The 26,119-nt window shown below is 32.1% G+C and carries 22 protein-coding genes; all 22 read right to left on the bottom strand.

Going from position 1 to position 26,119, the window contains the following annotated elements:
* Nucleotides 1–2: 2 nt before the first annotated feature.
* The 22 genes from priA to trmD are packed head-to-tail and all read right to left on the bottom strand — an operon-like array spanning nucleotide 3 to nucleotide 26,105.
* On the bottom strand, nucleotides 3–1,958 hold the full coding sequence (gene priA, locus ACTT83_RS01975) for a replication restart helicase PriA (protein WP_440918520.1): 1,956 nt from the start codon (nucleotides 1,956–1,958) through the stop codon (nucleotides 3–5).
* Between the two features lie 22 nt (nucleotides 1,959–1,980).
* The gene (gene lpdA, locus ACTT83_RS01970; protein ID WP_440918519.1) at nucleotides 1,981–3,381 is read right to left on the bottom strand and encodes a dihydrolipoyl dehydrogenase; all 1,401 of its coding nucleotides are present in this window, start codon (nucleotides 3,379–3,381) and stop codon (nucleotides 1,981–1,983) included.
* On the bottom strand, nucleotides 3,382–4,668 hold the full coding sequence (odhB, locus tag ACTT83_RS01965) for a 2-oxoglutarate dehydrogenase complex dihydrolipoyllysine-residue succinyltransferase (RefSeq protein ID WP_440918518.1): 1,287 nt from the start codon (nucleotides 4,666–4,668) through the stop codon (nucleotides 3,382–3,384).
* Between the two features lie 6 nt (nucleotides 4,669–4,674).
* Nucleotides 4,675–7,548 carry a 2-oxoglutarate dehydrogenase E1 component gene (locus ACTT83_RS01960; protein ID WP_440918517.1) on the bottom strand — a complete coding sequence of 958 codons (2,874 nt, stop codon included), beginning with the start codon at nucleotides 7,546–7,548 and terminating at the stop codon, nucleotides 4,675–4,677.
* A 35-nt stretch (nucleotides 7,549–7,583) separates the two neighbouring features.
* Complete coding sequence (gene sucD, locus ACTT83_RS01955) at nucleotides 7,584–8,459, bottom strand: succinate--CoA ligase subunit alpha (protein ID WP_440918516.1); 876 nt, start codon at nucleotides 8,457–8,459, stop codon at nucleotides 7,584–7,586.
* Nucleotides 8,459–9,619 carry an ADP-forming succinate--CoA ligase subunit beta gene (sucC, locus tag ACTT83_RS01950; protein WP_440918515.1) on the bottom strand — a complete coding sequence of 387 codons (1,161 nt, stop codon included), beginning with the start codon at nucleotides 9,617–9,619 and terminating at the stop codon, nucleotides 8,459–8,461. The genes sucD and sucC overlap by 1 nt, the downstream gene beginning before the upstream one ends.
* Complete coding sequence (gene mdh, locus ACTT83_RS01945) at nucleotides 9,616–10,593, bottom strand: malate dehydrogenase (protein WP_440918514.1); 978 nt, start codon at nucleotides 10,591–10,593, stop codon at nucleotides 9,616–9,618. Before mdh ends, sucC begins: the two co-directional genes overlap by 4 nt.
* Before the next feature lie 5 nt (nucleotides 10,594–10,598).
* Nucleotides 10,599–12,092, bottom strand: a complete 1,494-nt coding sequence (locus ACTT83_RS01940) for a CoA-acylating methylmalonate-semialdehyde dehydrogenase (RefSeq protein WP_440918513.1) — start codon at nucleotides 12,090–12,092, stop codon at nucleotides 10,599–10,601.
* Nucleotides 12,093–12,134: 42 nt separating this feature from the next.
* The gene (locus ACTT83_RS01935; RefSeq protein ID WP_440916711.1) at nucleotides 12,135–12,914 is read right to left on the bottom strand and encodes a succinate dehydrogenase iron-sulfur subunit; all 780 of its coding nucleotides are present in this window, start codon (nucleotides 12,912–12,914) and stop codon (nucleotides 12,135–12,137) included.
* On the bottom strand, nucleotides 12,914–14,689 hold the full coding sequence (sdhA, locus tag ACTT83_RS01930) for a succinate dehydrogenase flavoprotein subunit (RefSeq protein WP_440917710.1): 1,776 nt from the start codon (nucleotides 14,687–14,689) through the stop codon (nucleotides 12,914–12,916). Before sdhA ends, ACTT83_RS01935 begins: the two co-directional genes overlap by 1 nt.
* Nucleotides 14,686–15,009 (bottom strand): succinate dehydrogenase, hydrophobic membrane anchor protein, encoded by a 324-nt coding sequence (sdhD, locus tag ACTT83_RS01925; protein ID WP_440918512.1) that lies wholly within the window; start codon nucleotides 15,007–15,009, stop codon nucleotides 14,686–14,688. The genes sdhA and sdhD overlap by 4 nt, the downstream gene beginning before the upstream one ends.
* Nucleotide 15,010: 1 nt before the next feature.
* Entirely contained in the window at nucleotides 15,011–15,394 is a 384-nt protein-coding gene (gene sdhC, locus ACTT83_RS01920) for a succinate dehydrogenase, cytochrome b556 subunit (RefSeq protein ID WP_440918511.1), read from the bottom strand.
* On the bottom strand, nucleotides 15,384–16,391 hold the full coding sequence (locus ACTT83_RS01915; protein WP_440918510.1) for an aspartate-semialdehyde dehydrogenase: 1,008 nt from the start codon (nucleotides 16,389–16,391) through the stop codon (nucleotides 15,384–15,386). The genes sdhC and ACTT83_RS01915 overlap by 11 nt, the downstream gene beginning before the upstream one ends.
* 15 nt (nucleotides 16,392–16,406) lie before the next feature.
* Nucleotides 16,407–17,516, bottom strand: coding sequence for a dimethylsulfoniopropionate demethylase (locus ACTT83_RS01910; protein WP_440918509.1), 1,110 nt, complete (start codon nucleotides 17,514–17,516; stop codon nucleotides 16,407–16,409).
* Entirely contained in the window at nucleotides 17,513–18,289 is a 777-nt protein-coding gene (locus ACTT83_RS01905) for an alpha/beta fold hydrolase (RefSeq protein WP_440918508.1), read from the bottom strand. The genes ACTT83_RS01910 and ACTT83_RS01905 overlap by 4 nt, the downstream gene beginning before the upstream one ends.
* An 8-nt stretch (nucleotides 18,290–18,297) precedes the next feature.
* Nucleotides 18,298–19,914: an acyl-CoA synthetase gene (locus tag ACTT83_RS01900; RefSeq protein WP_440918507.1), complete on the bottom strand. Its 1,617-nt coding sequence runs from the start codon at nucleotides 19,912–19,914 to the stop codon at nucleotides 18,298–18,300.
* Nucleotides 19,915–21,678: an acyl-CoA dehydrogenase family protein gene (locus ACTT83_RS01895; RefSeq protein WP_440918506.1), complete on the bottom strand. Its 1,764-nt coding sequence runs from the start codon at nucleotides 21,676–21,678 to the stop codon at nucleotides 19,915–19,917.
* 26 nt (nucleotides 21,679–21,704) lie between these two features.
* Nucleotides 21,705–22,811, bottom strand: coding sequence for a 3-isopropylmalate dehydrogenase (gene leuB, locus ACTT83_RS01890; protein WP_440918505.1), 1,107 nt, complete (start codon nucleotides 22,809–22,811; stop codon nucleotides 21,705–21,707).
* Entirely contained in the window at nucleotides 22,804–23,409 is a 606-nt protein-coding gene (gene leuD / locus ACTT83_RS01885; protein WP_440918504.1) for a 3-isopropylmalate dehydratase small subunit, read from the bottom strand. Before leuD ends, leuB begins: the two co-directional genes overlap by 8 nt.
* Nucleotides 23,409–24,812: a 3-isopropylmalate dehydratase large subunit gene (gene leuC, locus ACTT83_RS01880; protein WP_440918503.1), complete on the bottom strand. Its 1,404-nt coding sequence runs from the start codon at nucleotides 24,810–24,812 to the stop codon at nucleotides 23,409–23,411. The genes leuD and leuC overlap by 1 nt, the downstream gene beginning before the upstream one ends.
* An 11-nt stretch (nucleotides 24,813–24,823) precedes the next feature.
* Complete coding sequence (rplS, locus tag ACTT83_RS01875) at nucleotides 24,824–25,402, bottom strand: 50S ribosomal protein L19 (protein ID WP_440918502.1); 579 nt, start codon at nucleotides 25,400–25,402, stop codon at nucleotides 24,824–24,826.
* Nucleotides 25,403–25,418: 16 nt separating this feature from the next.
* Nucleotides 25,419–26,105, bottom strand: a complete 687-nt coding sequence (trmD, locus tag ACTT83_RS01870; protein ID WP_440918501.1) for a tRNA (guanosine(37)-N1)-methyltransferase TrmD — start codon at nucleotides 26,103–26,105, stop codon at nucleotides 25,419–25,421.
* Nucleotides 26,106–26,119: the final 14 nt, after the last annotated feature.

Raw genomic sequence — 26,119 nt, 5'->3', positions numbered from 1 at the left:
CGTTAATTAAAGCTAATTGGATCAACATCAACTGAAAGTTTTATTCCTGAGGCAAATTTATATTTTGGAATTATTGATGCTAAACTATTTTGTAATTGAAGAGTTTTGGCACCTCTTATAAGTAATCGCACACGATATTTGCTCTTTAATTTAAAGATAGGAGCGCTTACTGGACCTAAAATTTTTCCATTAATATTATTAGAAATGAATAGTTTGAATTTTAAAGCTTCTCTTTCTAATTCATTTTCCTTATTACCTGTCAAAATCAAAGAGATAAATCTTTGAAATGGAGGTAAATTATTTTTTTTTCTAATTTCTATTTCTTTATCAAGAAAAATTTCTGGATTTTTATTTGTAATATCATCAATCAATTTTGTATTAGAATTATAAGTTTGAAAATAGATAGTAGACGGACTTCCTGTTCTTCCAGCTCTACCTGATAACTGATGATATAATTGTAAATTTTTCTCTGCACTCCTTAAGTCGTGACCCATTAGTGATAAATCGATATCAACTACAACAATGCAATTCAAGTTTGGAAAATGAAAACCTTTAGAAATTAGTTGTGTTCCAACTAAAATTTCAATTTCATTATTTATTATTTTTTCTAATTTTTCTTTTGAGCTTTTTTTATTCATTGTATCACTAGAAAAAATTTCAATTTTTTTTGATGGAAAACTTTTTTTTACTTCTTCTGAGATCCTTTCAACACCGGGTCCACAAAATATAAATTCACAAAATCCTTCTTTAGAACATTCTCTTTTCAAAAAACTTTTAAATCCACAATAATGGCACAATAAATAATTTTTATTTTTGTGATAAACTAAATTTATTGAGCAATTTGGACATGAAAAATTATTGAAACATTTTTTGCACAAAACACTTGGGGAAAATCCTCTTCTATTTAGAAAAAATAAAACTTGATCATTCTTTTTAAGGTGAAAATTTACTTTTTGAATTATCTCTTTAGAAAGCCAAGATTGTTTATCCATTTTAACATTATTCAAATTAATTATTTCATATTTAGGTAAAGAAGCATTTTGATATCTTCGAACAAGTTTTGAACAAGTGTATTTTTTTTTCTTTATATTTTCGTATGTTTCTATTGATGGAACAGAAGTGATTAAATTTATTGGAATATTTTCAAAAGATGCCCTAGAGATAGCCATATCTCGAGCATTAAATATTATCCCTTCATCTTGTTTGTAAGATTGATCATGCTCTTCATCAACTATTATTAACCCTAAATTTTTAAATGGTAAAAATAAAGATGATCTGGCCCCAATAACAACGCTTATTTCGCCATTCGTAATTCCACTCCAAATAATTTCTTTGTTTTTTTTTGTTATACCAGAGTGCCAAATTGCTGCTTTGAAACCAAAAAATTCAAAAAATCTTTTTTCAAATTGATTGGTTAACCCAATCTCTGGCAACATTATTAATCCTTGATAACCTTTTTGCAAGATATGCTTTAAAGTTTCAAAATATACAATAGTTTTACCTGAACCAGTCGTTCCTTGTAAAACATGAACATTAAACTTTTTATTCATATTATTCATCTCCTTAAGAGACTCTTTTTGTTCTACATTCAATTCAAATGAATTTTTTTTTAACTTAAAAGGAAAATCTTTATAAAATTTATTATCAAGTTTTTTTACTGGTCTTCCACTCAATAAAGTTAATTTGAGTGCCATTCCTTTTGGAACAATATTATATTCTGAAAACCAATTTAAAAAATTTATTGTTTTTTTTTTTAATTTTGGAATTTCTAACTTTCTGATAATCTTTTTAATCTTAAAATTTTTATTCTGATTTTTTTCAAAATTATCCCACACAACTCCGATAATTTTTGTTTTTCCAAAAGGAACTTCAACAAAATCTCCAATGCTTAATTTTATATCACTTTTATAGGTAAAAGGATGGTTAAATATGTTAGGTAAAAGAATCGGAAAATTCATATTTAGATAATATGAAAAATTATTAAGAGTGTATTGCTCTTTTATCTACAGATAAAGCCGCCTCTTTCACTGCTTCTGAAAAAGTAGGATGGGCATGACAAGTTCTTGCAATATCCTCGGAGCTAGCACCAAATTCCATAGCAATACCAATTTCTCCAATTAATTCACCAGCATGAGGTCCAATTAAGTGTGCGCCTAATACTTTATCAGTTTTTTCATCAGCAAGAATTTTTACAAAACCCTCTGTATCATCAATGGCTTTTGCTCTAGAGTTTGCCATAAATGAAAATTTTCCAATTTTATAACTTATTTTTAGTTCTTTTAATTGTTCCTCTGTTTTTCCAATAGAAGCAACTTCTGGACTAGTATAAATCACACCTGGGATAGTATCATAGTTAACATGACCTGATTGACCTGCTATATTTTCTGCAACTGCAATTCCTTCATCCTCAGCTTTATGAGCTAACATAGGACCACTTATTACATCTCCTATCGCATAAATATTATTTTGATTAGTTTTAAAATTTTTATCTGTTTTTACTCTCTTTTTTTCATCTAATTCCACACCAATTTTTTGAAGATTTAGTCCCTCTGTATTTGGCTTTCGACCAACAGATATTAATACTACATCACATTCAAAATCTTTTTTGGTACCATTTTCGTTTAAAGTTGAAACAATTGCATTATTGTTATTCTTTTTAATTTTCTCTACTTTATGCTGCATATGAAAATTGATACCTTGTTTTTTTAAAATTTTCATGAACTCACTAGAAATCTCTTTATCCATACCTGGTGTGATATGATCTAAAAACTCAACTACATGAACTTCTGAACCAAGTCTAGACCATACAGACCCCATCTCTAAACCAATGTATCCTCCACCAACCACAACCATTTTTTTGGGAACTTGTTCTAACTTAAGTGCTCCAGTGGATGAAACAATTACTTTTTCATCAATTTCAATTCCTGGTAATGATACTGGAACTGAACCAGTGGCAATTATAGTATTTTCAGTTTGTATAATTGTCTCTTTACTGTTGTTATCTTTGATTACAATATCATATTTAGATTTGAAACTTCCAGTGCCTTTAAAATAAGTGACTTTGTTTTTTTTAAGAAGAAACTCCACCCCTTTAGTCAAAATCGTAACAGCTTTATCCTTATTCTTCATCATTTTTGACAAGTTTAATTTTACTTCACCTATTTCTATTCCTTTATTTGATAGACTTTGCGCGTTATGAAACTCCTCAGATAAATTTAATAAACTTTTAGAAGGTATACATCCAACATTCAAACAAGTACCACCTAGTGAACCCCTGGATTCTATGCATGCAGTTTTGAGGCCTAATTGTGCCAATCTTATTGCACAAACATAACCTCCAGGTCCTCCACCAATTACTACTGCTTGAAATTTATCTGTCATTTAAATATCCAAAAATAGCCTTCTTGGTTCCTCTAAATTTTCCTTTATCATTTTTAAAAAGGAAACAGACTCTTTACCATCAACAATTCTATGATCATATGATAATGCCAAGTACATTATAGGTCTGATCTTAATTTCTCCATCAACTACGATAGGTCTATCAACTATATTGTGCATACCCAAGACACCTGATTGTGGAAGATTAAGAATAGGAGTTGAGAGCATTGAGCCATAAACACCACCATTACTGATAGTGAAAGTTCCCCCTTGAAGATCTTCAATTGTGAGTTTTCCATTTTTTGCTTTTTCAGAAATATTTTTGATATTTTTTTCAATATCAGCAAAAGATAATTCATCTGCGTTTTTTAGAACTGGAACTACCAATCCTTTTTCAGTGCCAACTGCAAAACTTATATTATAATAATTTTTATAAACAATTGTATCACCTTCAATTTCAGCGTTTATCGCTGAGAAATTTTTTAATGCTACTATACTTGCTTTAACGAAAAAGGACATAAACCCCAATTTTACACCATAGCGATTTTGAAAATCATCTTGATTTTCTTTCCTCATTGCCATTACATTTGACATATCAACTTCATTAAATGTTGTGAGTAAGGCTGCATTATCCTGTGCTTGTTTTAATCTCTTAGCAATAGTTTGTCTTAATCTGGTCATTTTAATTCTCTCTTCTTGACCATATTTTATTTTTCTTTCAGATGGAGGAGGATTGACACCCATTAAATTTATTAGATCGCCTTTTAAAACTCTGCCATCTTTTCCTGAACCTTTGACAGAGCTGATATCTATCTTATTTTCAGTTACAATTTTTCTTACTGCTGGAGATAAAGTTTCATCGATTTTTATTTCAGCTTCTACTTTTAAAGGTTCTACTTCTTCAGTAAGAACTAATGGTTTCTCCTCTTCAACATTATCTTGAAAAACTTTCATCTCCTCATCTTTATTATCTTCATCTATCAAATTTTCCTTATCGACTTTCACAGTGGGTTGTATCTTTTTAATTTCCTGATTTTCTTTAGATTTAGTCTCACTCTCGGAAACAGATCCTAAATCAGCACCAACTTCAACGACCGATCCATTTTTTGAATTTATTTTTGTAAGAACACCAGATACTGGAGAAGGAACCTCTAAATTTACTTTGTCTGTTTCTAGTTCAACAAGTGGCTCATCAGCTTCAACGGGGTCACCTTCATTTTTTAACCACTTAGAGACAGTAGCCTCTGTGATACTTTCCCCAAGAACTGGAACTAATATCTTTTCACTCATCAATATTTATTCAAAAACTTTCTTTATAATTTCTTGTTGTTGAGAAACATGTCTCTTGGCATATCCTGTTGCAGGTGATGCATCTGGACTTCTTCCAATATAAGAAATCATACTATTCTTAGCCTTTATATTATCTAATGTCCATTGGATATAATCTCTGACTGAAAACCAAGCGCCCATATTTTTGGGCTCTTCTTGACACCAATAAAATTTTGCTTTTTTAGCATATGGTTTGAGCTCATTGGCAAGTGCTTTTGCAGGAAAAGGGTAAAGTTGCTCTATTCTATATAACACTACGTTGTCTTTTTTTATTTTTTCTCTCGCTTCAAGTAAGTCAAAGTAGACTTTTCCAGAACAAAGAATCACTTTTTCAATATCTTTTGGTTTTTTTAATTTGATAAACCCCTTTACTTTCGGATCAATGGCATGATCCCATAAAACTCGATGAAAAGAATTTTTTTTACTAAAATCATCTAAATTAGAAACGCAATGTTTATGACGTAATAAAGATTTTGGTGTCATAATAATTAATGGTTTTCTAAAATCTCTATGCATTTGTCTTCTCAAAGCATGGAAATAATTTGCAGGAGTTGTGCAATTCATGACTTGCATATTGTCATTCGAACATAATTGTAAAAACCTTTCTAACCTCGCTGATGAATGCTCAGGTCCTTGACCCTCATATCCATGTGGTAACAACATTACTAAACCAGAGGCTCTCGACCATTTTCGTTCACCTGAAGCTATGAATTGATCGATAACTACTTGCGCACCATTAGCAAAATCTCCAAATTGGGCCTCCCAGATAGTAAGAGTATTGGGTTCCACCAAACTATATCCATATTCAAATCCTAGAACAGCTAACTCTGATAAAAAACTATCTACTATTTCAAAATTTTTTTGTTTGTTAGAAATATTATTTAAAGGGATATATCTCGAATTGTCGATTTGATTTCTTAAAACAGAATGCCTTTGACTAAATGTCCCTCTTCCTGAATCTTGACCTACAAGTCTTACTGGATAACCTTCTTCCAATAGTGACCCAAAAGCTAAGGACTCCGCAGTAGACCAATCTATGCCTTTACCATTAGAAACTGAAAGTTTTCGATTATCTAAAATTTTCATAATTGTTTTGTGAATATTTATTTCAGACGGTATTGTATTTATTTTATCAGAGATAATTCTTAATTTTTTGGTATCAGAGCCTGTAACTCCTCTTTTGTCTTTTCCACGCTCTGGTCTATATCTTGACCATGTTCCCTCAAACCACTCTATTTTTGGTTTATAATTTTTTGCATTTTTAAATTGGTCATTTAATAGATCTTTAAATTTTTTAATGGAATTATTTAAATAATCATTTGTAATTGATCCTTCGCTTACCAGTTTTTCACCATAAACCTTGATAGTTGAGGGATGAGATCTTATCTTTTTATACATTAAAGGCTGAGTGAATGATGGCTCGTCTCCCTCATTATGTCCAAATCTTCTATAACAAATCAAATCAATGACAACGTCTCTATTAAATTTTAATCTAAAGTCTGTTGCAATTCTTGCTGCATAAACAACCGCCTCTGGATCATCACCATTCACATGAATAATCGGTGCCTCAACCATTTTTGCTATATCAGAAGGATATGGCGAAGATCTTGCAAATCTTGGGCTTGTTGTAAAACCTATTTGGTTGTTTACTATAATATGAATTGTGCCACCTGTATTATGTCCTGGAAGACCAGACATTGCAAAACATTCAGCTACCACTCCTTGTCCAGCGAAGGCTGCATCTCCATGAATAAGAATCGGAATTACTTTTTTTCTCTCTTTATCTTTATGAAAAAATTGTTTTGCTCTAGTTTGACCTAAAACGACTGGATTGACTGCTTCTAAATGTGAAGGATTATCTGTCAAACTTACATGAACTGAATTTCCATCAAACTCTCTATTTGATGAAGCGCCTAAATGATATTTAACATCTCCAGTATCATCTTTAGACTTTGAACTTATTTCTCCTGCAAACTCATTAAATATTCTTTTGTAAGATTTTTGAAGAACATTAGCTAATACATTTAGTCGACCTCTATGAGACATCCCGATTTTAACTTCTTTAACATTTGACTGACCACCAATTTTAATTATTTGTTCAAGTGCAGGAATTAAGCTTTCACCGCCATCAAGACCAAATCTTTTAGTCCCAACATATTTTGTATGAAGAAATTTTTCAAAACCCTCAGCTTGAATCAGTTTGTTAAGAATTGCCTCTTTACCATTTTGTGTAAAATTAAAATCATCTGCCTTTTCAACACGATCTCTAAACCACTTTCTCTCAGTAGGATTTGAAATATGCATATATTCATAACCTAAAGCACCACAATACTTTTCTTTTAAGAATTTTAATATTTCATTAATATTTGAGTATTGCTTATTAGTGACATTGTCTAAAAAAATTTTCTTTTGATAATCTTCTTTTTTAAATCCATAAGACTCTGGATGAAGTTCCTCTAAATAATCTGATTTTAACAATCCTAATGGATCAAGCTTTGCAATTAGATGACCTCTTTGTCTATATGATCTGATCATCGCAACGGCTTTAATTGAATTTGTGTTTGATTTAATTATATCGTCATTATTTTGTTCTGTGATTTGATTTTCAAAATTTTCTTTTTTATTTATTGAAACTTTCTCAGAAGGACTCCACGAAGGACCATTGATTTCATTTACAATTATATCGTCTTCATCTCCAACTTCTTTAAAATATTTTCTCCAGCTATCAGGTAATTCAGGATCATTATTTACAAATTTTAAGTACATTTCTTCGATGAAAGCGCTGTTTGATTTATTGAGAAAGGCTGTTTTTTTAAATTCTAAATTTTTAGAGGAAGACATTATGTTTAATCAATATAAACTGACTAAGAAATTTTTCAATCAGACAATTTATCGAACAATGTTTTTCCAATTTTGGAGGGAGAATTTGCCATTGTTATTCCACAATCTTCCATCTTTTTAATCTTATCTTTGGCACCACCTTTGCCCCCAGAAATAATTGCACCAGCATGGCCCATTCTACGACCTGGTGGTGCTGTTATACCAGCTATAAAGCCAACAATTGGTTTTTTTATTTTGTGATTTTGAATAAATTCTGCTGCTTCCTCTTCGGCTGTTCCTCCGATTTCTCCTATCATTAAAATAGATTCTGTTTCGTCATCATTCAAAAATAAATCTAAGCAATCAATAAAATTTGTACCATTTATTGGATCTCCACCAATACCTATACAAGTAGATTGACCTAATCCATTTTCTGTGGTTTGAGCAACTGCCTCATAGGTTAAAGTCCCAGATCTAGAGACAATACCAACTGAACCTTTTTTGTGGATATTGCCTGGCATAATACCAATTTTACATTCATCAGGAGTTATTATTCCTGGACAATTAGGTCCAATTAATCTGGAATTTGATTTTAGTAATTTCTGTTTAACTCTCAACATATCTTGAATTGGGATTCCTTCAGTAATGCAAACAATTAACTCGATTGATGCCTCAATTGCCTCAATGATTGCTGCAGCAGCAAACTTCGCTGGCACATATATCATCGTGGCGTTGGCGCCCTCAGAGTTTTTAGCCTCTTTAACTGTATTGAAAACTGGTAATCCTAAATGTTTTTGTCCTCCTTTTTTAGGAGTGACTCCACCTACTAATTTTGTTCCATATTTAATTGCTTGCTCAGAGTGAAATGTTCCATGCGAACCAGTAAAACCCTGACAAATTAACCTAGTTTCTTTATTTACAAGAACTGACATTATTTTATGGCCTTAACAATTTTATTAGCTGCATCATCTAAATTTTCAGCAGATATAAGTTTTAATCCAGAATTGTCTAATATAGTTTTTCCTTCTTTAAAATTTGTGCCAGCTAATCTCACTACCAAAGGAACATTAATATTGATTTCTTTTGCTGCATCAACCACACCTTGGGCAAGAACATCACATCTCATGATGCCACCAAAAATATTGATTAAAATACCTTTAACATTTTTATCTGATAAAATTATTTTAAAGGCTGCAGAAACTTTCTCCTTTGACGCTCCTCCACCAACATCTAGAAAATTCGCTGGCTCTTCTCCGTATAACTTTATTATATCCATTGTAGCCATTGCTAAACCAGCTCCATTTACCATACAACCAATACTTCCATCTAATTTTATATAAGCTAAATCGTGTTTACTAGCTTCGATCTCTATAGGGTCTTCCTCATTTAGATCTCTAAGATTTAAAATCTCTGGATGTCTAAATAAAGCATTGCTGTCAAAATTTATTTTTGCGTCTAGACAAACAATCTTTTTTTCTTTTGTTAAAATTAATGGATTAACTTCAACCATATTTGCGTCCGTTTTAACAAACATTTTATAAATAGATTTAATCAAAGAAATAGCTTCCATTTTTGAACTATCCTCTAGATTGAAAATTTTGATTATCTTTTCACACTCTGCATCAGAAATTTCTTCTGTAAAATCAACTTTGTTAGTCAAAATTTTGTCTGGGGATTTTGCTGCTACTTCTTCAATATCCATCCCTCCCTCATTGCTAGAAATAAATGCAATTTTAGATGTGGCTCTATCAATTAAACATGATAAATAAAATTCTTTCTCTATATTAGAGGAAGTTTCAACATAAAGTCTTTTTACTTCTCTACCTTCTGGCCCAGTTTGATGCGTGATTAATTTTTTCCCAAGAAGTTCATTGGCCGATTTTTCTAATTCATCTAAATTATTTAAGATTTTTACTCCTCCCGCTTTCCCTCTTCCACCTGCATGGATTTGTGCTTTTAAGACATATTTATCAGTTTTTAGTTTTTTACATTTTTCAATTAAATCTTTAACAGTAAACGCAAAAACTCCCTCTGGGACAACTGCACCAAACTCTTTTAAGATTTGTTTAGCTTGGTGTTCGTGAATATTCATTTTTTAGCTAAATCAGGATCGATTTTAGAAGCCGCTTCCCATAGTTTTTTTACCGCTTCAACTGAATGTAAAAATTCAGACTTTTCTTTTTCATCTAAGTTTATTTCTTCTATTTTTTCAACTCCACTTTTTCCAATGACAATTGGCACACCAGCATAAATATCTTTTATTCCATACTCACCATTTAATTGAGCTGCACACGGAAGCATTTTTTTTTCATCATTGAGATAAGCTTTAGCCATTTCAATTCCGGAGGCTGCAGGTGCATAAAAGGCAGAACCCTTTTCTAAAAATTTTACTATTTCAGCTCCACCATCTCGAGTTCGTTGATTTATTTCTTCTAATCTTTCTTTTGAAATTTTTCCATCATTAACCAAATCTATTAAAGGTTTTCCAGATACTTTGGTAAATCTTGGAAGAGGAACCATTGTATCTCCATGTCCTCCCATAACCATCGCGTCTATCTCTTTTACTGGTACATCAAATTCTAAAGATAAAAATAATTTGAATCTCGAGCTATCTAAAATACCGGCCATTCCAACAACTTTGTTAGATGGTAAACCTGAAAATTTTTGGAATGCCATTACCATTACATCAAGTGGATTAGTTATACAAATTACAAAGGCATCAGGAGCATTTTCTTTTACTCCATTTGCAACTTGTTTAATTATCTTTAAATTAATACCTAATAAATCATCTCTACTCATACCAGGTTTTCTTGGAACTCCAGCAGTAATTATTACTACATCTGATCCCTCAATATCTTTGTAATTATCAGTCCCAGAAAATTTTACATTAAATCCATCTACAGATGAGGACTGGGCAATATCCAAAGCTTTTCCTTTGGCAATTCCACTTGCTACATCGAATAAAACTACTTCATCAACCAATTCTTTTGTTCCTATTAAGTGAGCTAATGTTCCTCCAATTTGACCTGCACCGATTAATGATATTTTACTATATTTTTTTGTCATTTTTCTTATTTCATTGTAGGCATCACAAATTCTGCATTTGACCTGATGCCTGAGGGCCATCTTGAAGTTATTGTTTTTAATTTTGTATAAAATTTTATACCCTCCATACCATGCATTGCACTATCTCCAAATAAAGATCTTTTCCATCCACCAAAACTGTGAAAGGCCATTGGTACAGGAATTGGCACATTAATACCTACCATTCCAACCTGAATCTTACTCGCAAAAGTTCTTCCAGCATCTCCATCTCTTGTGTAAATGCTCACCCCATTTCCATATTCATGATCATTTATTAAATTTGCTGCATCCTCAAAAGTTTTTACTCGAACCACAGATAATACTGGTCCAAATATTTCCTCTTTATAAATTCTCATTTCTTTTTTAACATGGTCGAATAAACAGCCACCAATATAAAAACCATTTTCATATCCTTGTAATTTTAGGCTTCTACCGTCTACAACAAGCTTAGCTCCCTCTTTTACTCCTAAATCTACATATCCTCTAACTTTTTCTAAATGCTCTTTTGTTACTAAAGGTCCCATTTCAGAATTTTTATCCATTCCTGGTCCTACTTTTAAAGCTTCTACTTTTTTTGAAAGTCTTGAAACAAGTTCATCACCTATATCTCCAACTGCTACAGCAACTGATTGTGCCATACATCTTTCTCCTGCAGACCCATATGCAGCTCCCATTAAACCATTTACTGCACCATCTAAATCACAATCAGGCATTACTACCAAATGATTTTTGGCACCCCCTAAAGCTTGAACTCTTTTTTCATTCTTGGCTGAATTCTCATAAATATATTTTGCAATTGGGGTAGAACCAACAAAACTTACTGCCTTTATATCTGGGTTTGTTAAAATAGCATCAACAGCCTCTTTATCTCCATTGATCACATTAAAAACGCCATCGGGTAAACCTGCTTCTTTTAAAAGTTCAGCTAATTTAATGGAACAAGAGGGGTCTTTTTCAGATGGCTTTAATATAAAAGTATTTCCACAAGCAATTGCAATTGGAAACATCCACATCGGTACCATTGCTGGAAAATTAAATGGTGTAATACCCGCAACTACACCTAATGGCTGTCGCATAGACCAGCTATCAACATTTGTGCCAACATTTTCTGAAAATTCACCTTTCAGCAAATGAGGAATACCACAAGCAAATTCAACAACTTCTAAGCCCCGAGTTAGTGAACCTTTTGCGTCCTCATAAACCTTTCCATGTTCATTCACAATTAATTGTGTGAGTTCATCTGAATTTTTTTCAATAAGTTCTTTGAATTTAAACATGACTCTAGCTCTCACTAAAGAAGGTTTTACTGACCATTCTTGAAAAGCTTTTTTTGCTACTTCTACCGCATTATCCAAATCTTTTTTAGATGCGATTCTTACTTCTTTTTCTTGATCACCAGTTGCTGGATTAAAAACTTTGCCTTTTTTATTTGATGTCCCGGGAATTATTTTTCCACCTACAAAATGTTCAATTAATTTCATGAATAGGATCTTTTAGATTAAAAATTGTTATTAGTCTATTGTTTAAATATTAGCTGTTGCTAACATTTTTTTTATTTCAGCAATTGCTTTTGCAGGATTTAAACCTTTTGGACAAGCGCTAGTACAGTTTAAAATCGTGTGACACCTATAAAGTTTAAGTTCATCTGCCACCTTTTTTAATCTTGAATTTCTCTCTTCATCTCTACTATCTATGATCCATCGATAGGCTTGTAAAAGTACTGCTGGTCCTAGATATTTATCACCATTCCACCAATAACTAGGGCAAGAAGTTGAACAACACGCACACATTATACATTCATATGCGCCATCTAGTTTAGCTCTATCTTCTTTAGATTGAAAAATTTCTTTAGTTTCTGACTTTGAATTTGATTTTAACCATGGCTCAATTGATTGATACTGTTTATATAAACCATCCAAGTCGCCTATTAGATCTTTTTTGACCTTAAGGTGTGGTAATGGATAAATATTGATATCACCATCTATTTCTTTGTGGGGGGTTGTACAGGCAAGGCCATTTTTTCCATCCATATTCATCGCACACGAACCACAAACTCCATGAGCACAAGATCTTCTATAAGCCAAAGTTGGATCTATTTCATTTTTAATTTTATTTAAAATATCTAAAACTTTTGAGGGACAATTATCCATATCAACTTCATAGGTATCAATTCTAGGATTTTCCTCTGTAGACGGGTCCCATCTATAAACATTTACTTTTCTAAGATTTTTTGAACCAGTTTTATCCTTAAAATATTTACCTTTTTTCACTTTTGAGTTGTCAGGTAAACCTATTTGAGCCATCAATATACTCTTTCCTGAGGTGGAAAATATTGCACTTCATTAGTCAATGTTGATTTGTGAACTTCTCTATAACTAATTTTTGTATCTTTTCCGTCACACCAGGCAAGAGTATGTTGCATAAATTTATTATCATCTCTTTTTGGAAAGTCTTCTCTCGCATGTGCTCCTCGACTTTCCTTTCTGTTATAGGCTGAATCAACTGTTACTACAGCTTGTCTTATTAAATTATCAAATTCTAAAGTTTCAACTAAATCAGTATTAAAAATTAAAGATTTATCTTTTACTGATAAAGAGTCTAGCCCATCATAAGTTTTTCTTATTTCATTAACACCTTCTTTAAGAGTTTTTTCAGTTCTAAAAACAGCACACTTGGACTGCATAGTTTTCTGCATTGATAACCTTAGTTCAGCTGTTCCAATGTCACCCTGTGAATTTCTAATTTTATCAAAACGATCTAAGCATTTTTGGGTTTCTGTTTCACTGATTTCCTCGTGTGGAGTTCCTGGTTTTATTAGCTCTGCTGCACGTTTAGCAGCTGCTCTACCAAAAACAACTAAATCAATTAATGAGTTTGAACCAAGTCTGTTTGCGCCATGAACTGAAACACACGCTGCTTCACCTATTGCCATTAAACCTGGAACAGTTTTTTCTGAACCATTTACAGTTAATACTTCTGCTTTATAATTTGTTGGAATTCCACCCATATTATAATGAACTGTTGGAACAACCGGAATTGGTTCTTTGGTAACATCTACATTAGCAAATAATCTTGCAGCATCAGTTATACCAGGTAATCTACTTTCGATAATATCCTTATCTAAGTGACTTAAATTAAGATGAACATGATCTTGATCTTTTCCAACCCCTCTTCCTTCATTAATCTCAATTGACATCGATCTACTCACAACATCTCTTGATGCTAAATCTTTCGCTTTAGGGGCATATCTTTCCATAAATCTTTCACCCTTAGAATTTGTAAGATATCCTCCTTCACCTCTTGCACCCTCTGTGATCAATGTGCCATGACCATAAATTCCTGTTGGATGAAATTGAACAAATTCCATATCTTGCAATGGTAAACCTGCTCTTAATACCATCGCATTACCATCACCCGTACAAGTATGGGCTGATGTTGCAGAATAATATACTTTTCCATAACCACCTGTTGCAATTATAACAGTGTGAGCTCTAAATCTATGAATAGTTCCATCATTTAAATTCCAAGCAATAAGACCTTTGCACGCTCCATCTTTCATTAATAAATCTAATGCAAAATACTCAATAAAAAATTCTGTGTTATGTTTTAAAGCTTGTCCATATAAAGTATGTAAAATTGCATGACCTGTTCTATCAGCAGCTGCGCAAGTTCTTTGTACAATTCCATTGCCGTAATTTTTGGTCATACCACCAAATGGTCTTTGATAAATTTTTCCATCTTCAGTTCTGCTAAATGGAACACCATATTTTTCTAGCTCTATTACAGCCTTTGGTGCCTCCTTACAGAGATATTCAATACTATCCTGATCACCTAACCAATCAGCTCCTTTAACTGTGTCGTACATATGCCAACGCCAATCATCCTCACCCATATTTCCTAAAGCAGCGGAAATACCACCTTGCGCTGCAGAGGTGTGACTTCTAGTTGGAAAGACTTTTGAAATACAAGCTGTTTTTAAACCAGCTTCACTTAAACCAACCGCGGCCCTTAGACCAGAACCACCTGCTCCCAAGACTACCACATCGTATTCATGATCGATTATTTTGTAAGAACTCATAAGTTAATTAATAATATAATTGTAATTAATGGAATTACCACAGCTGATACGTACAAAAAACCATTTGCGACATTTTTGATTTTATAATCTTTTATATAATCCTCAAAAACCTCACTAATACTTAATGCTGAAAAGAAATATGCAGTAATAATAAATAAACTAAATAAAAACTTAGATAATGGATTCGTAAAAAATTCCAATATTTCTGAATAACTCTGATCATAAATACTAATAAAACTTAGAATAAACCAGGCCATTAATGGAACTAATATTGCTCCACTTATTTTTAAAAAAATCCATTTTTTTGTTGCAGCAATCATCTTAAAATAAATTTTTTCCAATCAAATAAAAAATTATAGTTAAAAAGATTGACCCTATAATTACTAAAAGACCAGTTATTTTAGTTGTCTTAAGTTCAAATCCATAACCTAAATCCATTATTAAATGTCTTATCTCACTTAAAATTTGAAAACAAAAAGACCAGGTCAAACCTAAAGTAATAAATTTTCCAATTTGAGAATTTAATAGTAGATTAACAGCCTCATAACTATTTTCACCTAATAATAATAAAGATGCCCACAAACAAATTAACGTTATTCCAATTATATTTATTATGCCTGTAATTCTGTGTGAAATGGATACTAAAGACGAAATATGCCATTTATAAACTTGTATGTGAGGAGATAATGGTTTTTTATTTTCCATGATAATTGTTTTTAATTACTGTTTCTGCAATTTCTACTGCATTCAAAGCCGCGCCTCTCAAAAGATTATCTGAAACGATCCATAAATTTAATCCATTTTTAATTGTTTTGTCTTCTCTTATCCTTGAAATAAAAGTTTCATCCATTCCCTCTGCTTCAACTGGAGTTGAATAACCGCCATCATTTCTTTCATCAATAACTTTACAACTTTCAAAATTATTCAAAGCATCTCTTACCTTTTCCAGAGTAAAAGGTTTTTCAAATTGTAAGTTGACTGACTCAGAATGAGAAACAGAGATTGGTAATCTCACACATGTTGCTGTTAAATCAATTTTGGTATCTAAAATTTTTTTAGTTTCGTTCATCATTTTTAACTCTTCCTTAGTATAACCATCATCTGCAAATTGATCGATATGAGGGATGGCATTAAAAGCTATTTGTTTTGTAAAATTTTTAGATGATACTTTTTTACCATCTAAAACTAGTTTAGTTTGCTCAATAAGTTCATCCATGGGAGCTTTTCCACCTCCAGAAACTGATTGATAAGTAGACACAACAATTCTTTTGATAATAAATAGATCGTGTAAAGGTTTAAGAGCAATCACTAATTGAGCTGTTGAACAATTCGGATTTGCAATAATATTTTTTTTAATTTTTTTTAGATCATCTGAATTTACTTGTGGAACTATCAAAGGTACTTCTGGATCCATTCTAAAAAAACTAGAGTTATCAATTACCAAGCAATTTTTGGCTGCTCTTTCAGCAAATTTTTCAGAAATTTTTCCACCAGCTGCAAAAAAAGCAATATTAACTTTTGAGAAATCAAAATTTTCTAAATCAAGGACATCCATTTCCTTACCTCTAAAACCAATTTTTTTTCCAACACTTTTTGAGGACGCAACTAAATATAAATTATCTATAGAAAATTCTTTTCTCTCCAAAATTTCCAATGTTTTCCTACCAACATTTCCTGTTGCTCCTACAATTGCAATATTCATGATCTAAGTTTTATACTAGATGAAAGGTAAATCGCAAACTTTAAGAGCCAAAGAATTTCCATCAATTTCTATTGTTCCAGACGAAGATGCTTTGCAATATGGTTCTTTTATCATTGCAATACCAATAACTTTTTTAAAATGTGGCGAGTAACAAGCGGATCTTAGTTCTCCAATTATATTCCCTTCATTATTCTTGATATCTAAAGAACTAGTTAAAAGAATCTTGGTTAAATCTATTTGAACACCCATTAGCTTTCTATCAATTCCTTTTTCTTTGATTTTTTTAAGTTTATCTTTACCTAAAAAGTTTATATCGGTCTCTAAATCGATATATTTATCAAAACCGCATTGAAATGGATTATCATTGTTATCAAAATCATTCCCATAAGAAAGTAAACCACTCTCAATCCTTTCGATTAAATTTGGACATCCAGGTCTAACATTGAATTCTTTACCGATTTCAAAAAGATGATCGTATAACTTCAAACCTGAGTCGGTGTTTTCAACATAAATTTCAAAACCACCTTGTTTTGACCAACCAGATCTAGCTATTAAATGTTTTGCCCCATTAAAAGTGAAATAATCAAATCCAAAAAATTTTAACTCTTTTATTTTTTCACCAAAAACTTTTTCCATTAAATCAAAAGATTTGGGACCTTGAACTGCTAAGATATCTACGATTGGTTCAAAAATTTTAACATCAAATTTATTTCCTGAAGCAAGACCTTTTGCAAAAAAAATTACATCAGAGTCAGCAATTGAAATCCACCATTTATCTTCAGCTAATTTCAAAATAACTGGATCATTTACCAAATTTCCATTTTCATCGATCAAAGGGCAATAATAACATCTTCCTACTTTGGATTTCGATAAATCTCTACAAGTCATGAGTTGTACAAGTTTGGCAGCATCTTTGCCTGAAATTTCAACCTGTCTTTCTGCAGCTACATCCCATATCTGAACATTCTTTTTTAAATGATCACAAGACTCTTCCAAGGAACCGAAAGCTGCTGGTAAAAGCATATGATTATAAACAGTATAAGCGGTAACACCTTGATTCTCTATTCTAGAAGTATAGGGTGTACTTCTAACTCTTCTTGATTTTGCTATCGGATAACTTTTCATTTAATTAAAAATTCTAAAATCTTTTCTCTCATTTCAAATGCTTTTTCAATCATTATCATATGGCCACAACCTTTAATTACATGAGTAGATGAGTTTTTTACTAAATTTGAAAATTTTTTCCCTGCATCTAAATTGATCATTTTATCTAACTCTCCAAAAATAAGTAATGTGGGAAAGTCTAAAACTTTTGTTGCCTCTAACCCATTTGAGTAATTATTACACGCATTTAAATCGACTGCTAAAACTTCACTAATATCTCTCGGAGACTGAATTATTTTTTCTACTGGATTCCCACCAATAAATTTTTTTGAGCCTTCATAACCCCATTTCATCATTAATTTTACAGCATCAGGGTCGCCATTTTTTGCAAGTTCTATTAAATCAGGATGAACTGGCATTCTATTTGAGCCTCCAACAAAAACTAATTTATTTAACCTGCTTTTATATTTGAAAGCATATTCAAGTATTTCTAAACATCCTTGAGAATGACCAACTAAAATCAAATTTTTTAATTGTAATTTTTTAAATACACTTTCTAACCAATCAGCAATTTTTTCTATGGTATCTAAGCATGGTCCATCTGAATTTCCATGACCAGGAAGATCGATAGACAATACATTAAAATTCTTATTCGAAAAAAATTGTTCAGTTAATGACCAAACTATGTGTGAAAGGCCACTTCCATGAAGAAATACAATTGTTTGTTTTTTCGGATCTATGCCTTGACCTGCATCAGATGCATGAATAGTTTTATTTTCTATTTCAAATATCAATCAATTACCTAAAATTTTTTTCTCAATTCAAATTTTTGAATTTTTCCTGTCGATGTTTTAGGTAGTTCACAAAAAACAACTTGTTTTGGCACCTTGAAACCTGCGAGGGTTTCTTTACAAAAACCAATTAATTCTTTCTCGGTTGTTGGTTTATCCTTTACCATCTCAATAAATGCACAAGGTACCTCTCCCCATTTTTCATCTGGTTTAGCTACAACGGCTGCAATAGATACTGAAGGATGTTTTGCAAGAGTATTTTCTATTTCTATAGAGGATATGTTTTCACCTCCAGAAATTATTATATCTTTAGATCTATCCTGGATTTTTACATATCCATCTGGATGCATGACAGCTAAGTCACCAGAATGAAACCAGCCACCAGCCATCGCTTTATTTGTAGCATCCTTATCCTTAAAATAACCCTTCATGACTACATTTCCTTTAATCATTATTTCACCAATCGTCTTTCCATCTTTTGGAACTTCAGTCATTGTTTCTGGATCCATCACAGCAATCCCTTCTGTATTTGGGTATCTAACTCCTTGTCTTGCTTTAATTTCGTTCTGCTTTTCCTCATCGAAGTCATTCCAAGCATCATTCCACGCACATTGAGTTACATGCCCATAAGTTTCAGTTAATCCATAAACATGCATAACTTCAAAACCAAGTTCTTTCATTTTTTTGAAAATTATACTTGGCGGTGGGGCTCCTGCAGTAAGGACGTATACTTTTTGCTTTAATTTTTTTCTATCAGTCTCTGGTGCACCAGTTATCATATTTAGTACAATAGGCGCACCACCAAAGTGAGTAACATTATGTTTATCTATTAATTCAAATATTTTTTTTACGTCTATATTTCTCAAACAAATTGTTCTTCCATTTAACATGGGTATAGTCCAAGGATAACCCCATCCATTGCAATGAAACATTGGGACAATAGTTAAAAAATTAAGTCTGTTTGGCATGTTCCAGGCAACTGCACTACCCGTGGACATTAAATATGATCCCCGATGATGGTAAACAACGCCTTTAGGGTTTCCAGTAGTTCCGGATGTATAGCTCAATGATATTGCTTGCCACTCGTCCTCTGGCATTTTCCAATCAAAATTTTCATCACCAGTATTTAAAAAACTTTCGTATTCTAGATCACCAATTTTTCCACACTTTGATTGGTCTGCAAACTTATCAACTATATCAATAATTGTGATCTTCTTTTTTAAAGTGCTTAACGCTTTTTTAACTTCTATGTGTAATTGTCTATCAACAACAAGAACTTTAGCATCACTATGTTCTAAAATATAAGCAATAGTTTTGGCATCTAATCTTATGTTAATTGTATTTAATACTGCACCAGACATAGGAACAGAGTAATGTCCCTCGAAAATTTCAGGTGTGTTGAAAGCTAAAAATGAGACAGTATCTCCTTTTTTAATTCCAATTTTATTAAGGGCGCTTGAAAATTTAAGAGTACGTTTGTAAACATCAGCCCAGGTGTATTTACGATCTTCATAGATAATTGCTTCATAATCAGGATAAATCTCTTTTGCTCTCTTCAAAAAAGTCAAAGGAGTTAAAGGAACATAATTTGCACTATTCTTATCTAAATTAGTATCGTAATGACTCATTTAATTGAATTTAAAATTCATAATATTGGAGCTTCCAGAAATTGCTGATTTGTAATGTTGTTCAGCTCTTGGTAGAACTTTATCAAAATAAAACCTAGCGGTATCAATTTTGTCATCATAAAAATTTTTATTTTCATTATAATCTTTAAAGCTTACCTCTAGTACTTTTATCCATGCGTAAGCAATCGAAACAAATCCGAGAGTTTTAAGATAATCATTAGCAGCAGCACTTACATCATCTTTATCTGTTTTAGATTTCTCAATCATCCAACCACTAAATTTTTTTAATACATCTAAATAATTATTAAAATCTGAGAGGAATGGTCTTATTTTTTCGTTGTTAGAATTACATTCATTTTTAACCTGATCTAAAAATTTATAAATTACATTCCCATTCTTATTTGATAATTTTCTAAAAACTAAATCAGCAGCTTGTACAGAATTCGTGCCCTCGTAAATTGGTGTGATTCTATTATCTCGATACAACTGCTCTATTCCTTGATCTTTAGTATAACCATATCCACCATAAATTTGCATTGCATCACTAGTGATTTCCATTGCTAAATCTGTAAACAAGGATTTAACTACTGGAGTCATTAACGAGACATAATCAGATGCCTCCTGCCGAGCTTTTTCATCTGGATGATATAGGCTTACCTCAGTTTGTTGAGATAACCAAAAACATAAGGCTCTCTCGCCCTCAATAATAGATTTCATATTTAACAACGATCTTCTAATATCTGCATGCTCAATTATAAAATCAGCACCATTTTTAGATTTTGAATTATTCGACTTACCTTGCTTTCTCTCTTTTGCGTATGAAAGTGAATTTTGATAAGCAATCTCTGATATACCCAAACCCTGTATCCCAACAACGATCCTTTCAAGATTCATCATCGTAAACATTGCACTCAAACCTTTTTCCTTATCACCAATCATGTAACCAGTTGCTTCATCAAAATTAAGAACACAAGTTGCTGATCCTTTAATTCCCATTTTTGTTTCGATAGAACCAGTTGAAATTCCATTTCTTGGACCAACATTCCCATCTTCTTTTACAATAAACTTTGGAACTAAAAACAGACTGATACCTTTCGTGCCAGCCGGAGAGTCATCCACTCTTGCTAAAACCAAATGAATAATATTTTCAGTTAAATCGTGATCACCAGAGGTAATAAAAATTTTCTGTCCAGTTAATTTGAATGTACCATCAGATTGTTTTTTAGCCTTTGTTTTTAGTAGCCCTAAATCAGTACCGCATACTGGCTCAGTTAAGCACATTGTTCCACTCCACTTACCCTCTACAATTTTTGGTAAATATTTATTTTTTATTTCATCACTAGCATGATGATTAATACAATTATAAGCACCAATACTAAGTTCACTATAGAGTTTAAAAGAAAGGCTAGCAGAAGATAGCATTTCATCAAAAAATGCGCTCACTGTTTTTGGCATACCTTGACCCCCATATTTTGGATCACATGATAAAGATGTCCAACCATCCTCAATATATTTTTTATAAGCCTCTTTGTAACCTGGAGGCGTTCTAACAACTCCATTTTCTAAAATTGCAGGATTTTCATCTCCAACTTTAGCTAATGGTAAAATTAAATTTTGATTTATTTTTGCTGCTTCCTGTAAAATGTCTTTTACTAAATCTGGAGTAACTTCTTTATATTTTTCCAATTCATTATACTCTTTGTTGTTTCTTAGTTTTTCAAAAAGAAACATCATATCTTCAACGGGTGCAGTATAAATTGGCATAATTTGATTCTAAAATAATTAATTAATTATTGCAATTTTGAAATGATCGCATCACCCATTTGTGATGTAGTCACCTCTTTTGTGCCTTTTGATAAAATGTCTTTAGTTCTTAAACCATCATTTAATACATCCTGTACAGCTTTTTCCAGAGCTTCTGCCTCTTTATCTAAATCTAATGAATATCTCAAAGCCATAGCAAAACTTAAAATTGTAGCTATTGGATTAGCAATATTTTTACCAGCTATATCTGGAGCCGAACCATGAATAGGTTCATACATAGCCCTCATCTCTCCATCTTTATTTTTTGCACCTAAAGATGCAGAAGGTAAAAGACCTAATGATCCAGTCAACATTGAGGCTTGGTCAGATAACATATCTCCAAACAAATTATCTGTTACAATTACATCAAATTGCTTTGGATTTCTCAACAACTGCATAGCACAATTGTCTGCAAGCATATGACTTAGTTCAACGTCTTTAAATTCTTTATCGTGTAATGTCTGAACTTCTTCTTTCCAAAGTTGGCCTGCCTCCATAACATTTGATTTTTCACAAGAAGTTACTTTGTTTGATCTTTTTTTTGCTAAATCAAAGGCAACTCTAGCAACTCTTATAATCTCATTGCTTGTGTAAGTGTGAGTATTAATCCCTTTTCTTTCCCCGTTTTCTATTGGTTTAATTCCTCTAGGCTCACCAAAATATATTCCTCCCGTTAACTCTCTTACAATCATAATATCTAAACCTGAAACAATTTCAGGTTTTAATGTTGAGGCATCAACTAATTGTTTAAAACATATCGCTGGTCTCAAATTAGCAAATAATTTTAATTCTTTTCTTAGTTTTAAAAGTGCTCTCTCAGGTTTTTTGGAAAACTCAACATTATCCCACTTTGGTCCACCTACAGCGCCTAACATAACAACTGCACTTTCTAATGCTTTATAAAAAACCTCATCTGTAATCGGTGTACCATGCTTATCGTAAGAACATCCTCCCGCTAAATCCTCATCCATCTCAAAATCTAGAGACTTTTTATCATTGAACCAACTGATAATTTTTTTTACCTCACCAATAACTTCGGGACCAATACCATCTCCAGGAAGTAGTAGTATCTTTCTCTTTTTTACCTTAATCACTTATAATCCATGGCTTAGAGCTTTTTAATTTTTGCTCAAAACTTTTTATCTTATCAGACTTATTTAAAGATAGCGCAATGTCATCTAAACCTTCGAGAAGACATTTCTTTTTAAAGGAGTCTATTTTAAATTTAATTTCATTATTACCATAAACTATTTTTTCTTCTTTAAGGTCTACTGAAATTTCTTCTTTTCTATTAGCATATTCAGACAACTCTTTTATTTTTTCCTCATCAACAATAATTGGTAAAATTCCATTTTTAAAACAATTGCTATAAAAAATATCAGCAAAACTGGAGCTAATTACACATGTAATACCAAAATCTAATAATGCCCAAGGAGCGTGTTCTCTTGAGGATCCACAACCAAAGTTTTTTCCTGCTATCAGAATTTTTGAATTTGTAAATGGATCTTTATTTAATATAAAATCCACTATTTTATTTCCATTATCATCATACCTCATTTCAAAAAACAAATTTTTTCCAAGTCCAGTTCTTTTAATTGTTTTTAAAAACTGTTTTGGGATAATCATATCAGTATCGATATTTACTATTGGTAAATATGCTGGAATACTTTTTAATGTGGAAAATTTTTGCATTAATTTTGATACTTTCTTACATCATCCAAATTTCCAGAAATTGCTGCTGCAGCTGCCATTCCTGGGCTCACAAGGTGTGTTCTTCCACCTCTACCTTGTCTTCCCTCAAAGTTTCTGTTTGATGTAGATGCACATCTTTGCTCTGGTTTTAATTTATCAGCATTCATTGCTAAACACATAGAACATCCTGGTTCTCTCCATTCAAAACCAGACTCTTCAAATATTTTATGTAAACCTTCTTGCTCTGCTTGTTCTTTCACTAAACCAGATCCTGGAACAACCATTGCATGCACATGAGAAGCAATTTTTTTATCTTTTAAAATCTTTGCTGCTTCTCGTAAATCCTCAATTCTTCCATTTGTACAACTACCTATAAAGACCTTATCTATCTTAATATCTTTAGCAGCCATATCAGGTTTTAAACCCATATATTTTAGAGCTCTTTCAATAGAATTTTTTCTATCCTCATCCTTTTCATTGTCTGGGTTTGGTACTTTATCCTCAATAGTAATGACATCTTGAGGTGAAGTACCCCAGGTAATCATCGGTGAAATTTCATTAGCTTGAAGACTTATTTCTTTATCAAAATTTGCACCATCATCAGATTTTAAATTTCTCCAGTACGCTAAAGCTTTATCCCATTTTTCACCTTTGGGTGACATAGGTTTTCCCTCCAAATACTTGAAAATTTTTTCGTCTGGTGCAATCAAACCTGCTCTTGCTCCACCCTCTATAGTCATGTTGCATATAGTCATTCTTTGCTCAACACTCAATGATCTGATTAAATCACCAGCATACTCAATAACACATCCTGTTCCACCTGCTGTTCCTATTTTTCCAATTATTTGTAAAATTACATCTTTTGAAGTAACACCTAACGGAAGTTTTCCATTAACATTAATTCTGAAATTTTTTGCTTTTTTTTGCACTAAAGTTTGCGTTGCTAGTACGTGTTCAACTTCTGAGGTGCCTATACCAAATGCTAAAGCACCAAACGCTCCATGTGTAGCTGTATGACTATCTCCACAAACTATAACTGTTCCAGGTTGAGTAAATCCTTGTTCAGGACCAATTATATGAACTATGCCTTGACGCTTATCCTCCATTCCAAAGAGTTGGATATCAAATTCCTTACAATTCTTTTCTAATGTATCAACTTGAATTTTAGATTCTTTATCTGAAATACCATTTGTTCTATCAGTAGTTGGGACGTTGTGATCTGCAACGGCCAATGTAAGCTTTGGATGTCTTACTTTTCTTTTAGAATTTCGTAAACCTTCAAATGCTTGTGGACTGGTCACTTCATGAACGAGATGCCTATCAACAAATAATAAAGCTGTTCCATCATCTTGCTGATCAACTAAGTGTTCTTTCCAAATTTTGTCGTAAAGAGTATTAGGCATTGAAAAAAAAATTATTTTTTTTCTGGAGAAGTTTCAAGTTTTTCTTCAGTTTTAGGTTTTGTTTCAATTTTGGCTGTTTCTTCTTTTTTTGGCTCTTCCTTAGGAGTTTCTTCTTTCCTAGCCTCTGCCTTAGTTAAATCTTCTTTATTATCAGATGCTTCTGTTGAAACAGGAGCTAAATTTTCTTCAGTTACTGTTTCTGGTTTTACATCTATATCAATACCAATCTTCTTTCTTATTTTTTCAGCAATTCTAGCTGATTTACCAGTTCTATCTCTTAAGTAATATAGTTTAGCTCTTCTAACTTTTCCTGAACGAATAACTTTAATTGAGTCAATTACTGTACCAAATAGTGGGAATGTTCTCTCAACACCTTCACCAAAAGAAATCTTTCTAACCGTAAAAGAAGAATTTAAATCTCTGCTTTTTTTGGCAATACATACTCCTTCAAAATACTGAATTCTCTCTTTTTTTCCCTCTGTAATTCTTACACCAACTTTAACAACATCACCTGGAAAGAATTCTGGAATCTTTTTTTCCGAAAGAATTTTTTTTACATTATGTTGATTTATTTCTTCAATCGTTTTCATTTTAATATTTATCAAGTTAATCTTTCTTATATTTTTGCCACAAATCTGGTCTTCGGACGCGTGTTATAGCCTCAGATTGAGATAAACGCCAGTCTTTAATTTTGCTATGATCCCCTGATAATAAGACATCTGGTACTGATTTTTCCTCCCAAATTTGAGGTTTTGTATATTGAGGATACTCTAAAAGACCATTTTCAAAAGTTTCCTCCGAAGATGATTTATCATTACCTAAAACTCCAGGCAAAAGTCTTAACACACTATCAAGAACTACAAGAGCAGCTGTTTCCCCTCCAGAAAGTACATAATCTCCTATACTAATTTCCTCAATATTTCTTGTGGATAGTACTCTTTCATCAACACCTTCGAAATGTCCACAAATTAAACTGAATGATTTTTCTTTTGATAAATCTTGTGCAAGTCTTTGATCAAATTTTTTTCCTTTTGGCGAAAGATAAAAAATTCTTTCTCCCTTATGGATATTTTTATCAATTGATTTTGCTAGTATGTCTGCTTTTAACAGCATACCTGATCCACCACCATATGGAGTGTCATCGACAGTTTTGTGTTTATCTGTTGCTGCATCTCTTATGTTTACTACATTAAGACTCCATAGCTTTTTAGCCATTGCTTTTCCATATAATCCTTTGTTTAACGGACCAGGGAAAATTTCTGGATAAAGTGTTAACACTTGTGTCTTTAACATAAGTAAACCTTAAA

The organism is Candidatus Pelagibacter sp., assembly GCF_052049775.1.
GTDB lineage: Bacteria > Pseudomonadota > Alphaproteobacteria > Pelagibacterales > Pelagibacteraceae > Pelagibacter.
This window is presented reverse-complemented; position numbering and strand designations above follow the sequence as displayed.

What these genes read in the sequence shown, in the direction of transcription:
- priA (WP_440918520.1), bottom strand. Translation starts at nt 1,958, where the DNA reads ATGAATTTTCCGATTCTTTTACCTAACATATTTAACCATCCTTTTACC.
- lpdA (WP_440918519.1), bottom strand. Translation starts at nt 3,381, where the DNA reads ATGACAGATAAATTTCAAGCAGTAGTAATTGGTGGAGGACCTGGAGGT.
- odhB (WP_440918518.1), bottom strand. Translation starts at nt 4,668, where the DNA reads ATGAGTGAAAAGATATTAGTTCCAGTTCTTGGGGAAAGTATCACAGAG.
- ACTT83_RS01960 (WP_440918517.1), bottom strand. Translation starts at nt 7,548, where the DNA reads ATGTCTTCCTCTAAAAATTTAGAATTTAAAAAAACAGCCTTTCTCAAT.
- sucD (WP_440918516.1), bottom strand. Translation starts at nt 8,459, where the DNA reads ATGTCAGTTCTTGTAAATAAAGAAACTAGGTTAATTTGTCAGGGTTTT.
- sucC (WP_440918515.1), bottom strand. Translation starts at nt 9,619, where the DNA reads ATGAATATTCACGAACACCAAGCTAAACAAATCTTAAAAGAGTTTGGT.
- mdh (WP_440918514.1), bottom strand. Translation starts at nt 10,593, where the DNA reads ATGACAAAAAAATATAGTAAAATATCATTAATCGGTGCAGGTCAAATT.
- ACTT83_RS01940 (WP_440918513.1), bottom strand. Translation starts at nt 12,092, where the DNA reads ATGAAATTAATTGAACATTTTGTAGGTGGAAAAATAATTCCCGGGACA.
- ACTT83_RS01935 (WP_440916711.1), bottom strand. Translation starts at nt 12,914, where the DNA reads ATGGCTCAAATAGGTTTACCTGACAACTCAAAAGTGAAAAAAGGTAAA.
- sdhA (WP_440917710.1), bottom strand. Translation starts at nt 14,689, where the DNA reads ATGAGTTCTTACAAAATAATCGATCATGAATACGATGTGGTAGTCTTG.
- sdhD (WP_440918512.1), bottom strand. Translation starts at nt 15,009, where the DNA reads ATGATTGCTGCAACAAAAAAATGGATTTTTTTAAAAATAAGTGGAGCA.
- sdhC (WP_440918511.1), bottom strand. Translation starts at nt 15,394, where the DNA reads ATGGAAAATAAAAAACCATTATCTCCTCACATACAAGTTTATAAATGG.
- ACTT83_RS01915 (WP_440918510.1), bottom strand. Translation starts at nt 16,391, where the DNA reads ATGAATATTGCAATTGTAGGAGCAACAGGAAATGTTGGTAGGAAAACA.
- ACTT83_RS01910 (WP_440918509.1), bottom strand. Translation starts at nt 17,516, where the DNA reads ATGAAAAGTTATCCGATAGCAAAATCAAGAAGAGTTAGAAGTACACCC.
- ACTT83_RS01900 (WP_440918507.1), bottom strand. Translation starts at nt 19,914, where the DNA reads ATGAGTCATTACGATACTAATTTAGATAAGAATAGTGCAAATTATGTT.
- ACTT83_RS01895 (WP_440918506.1), bottom strand. Translation starts at nt 21,678, where the DNA reads ATGCCAATTTATACTGCACCCGTTGAAGATATGATGTTTCTTTTTGAA.
- leuD (WP_440918504.1), bottom strand. Translation starts at nt 23,409, where the DNA reads ATGCAAAAATTTTCCACATTAAAAAGTATTCCAGCATATTTACCAATA.
- leuC (WP_440918503.1), bottom strand. Translation starts at nt 24,812, where the DNA reads ATGCCTAATACTCTTTACGACAAAATTTGGAAAGAACACTTAGTTGAT.
- rplS (WP_440918502.1), bottom strand. Translation starts at nt 25,402, where the DNA reads ATGAAAACGATTGAAGAAATAAATCAACATAATGTAAAAAAAATTCTT.
- trmD (WP_440918501.1), bottom strand. Translation starts at nt 26,105, where the DNA reads ATGTTAAAGACACAAGTGTTAACACTTTATCCAGAAATTTTCCCTGGT.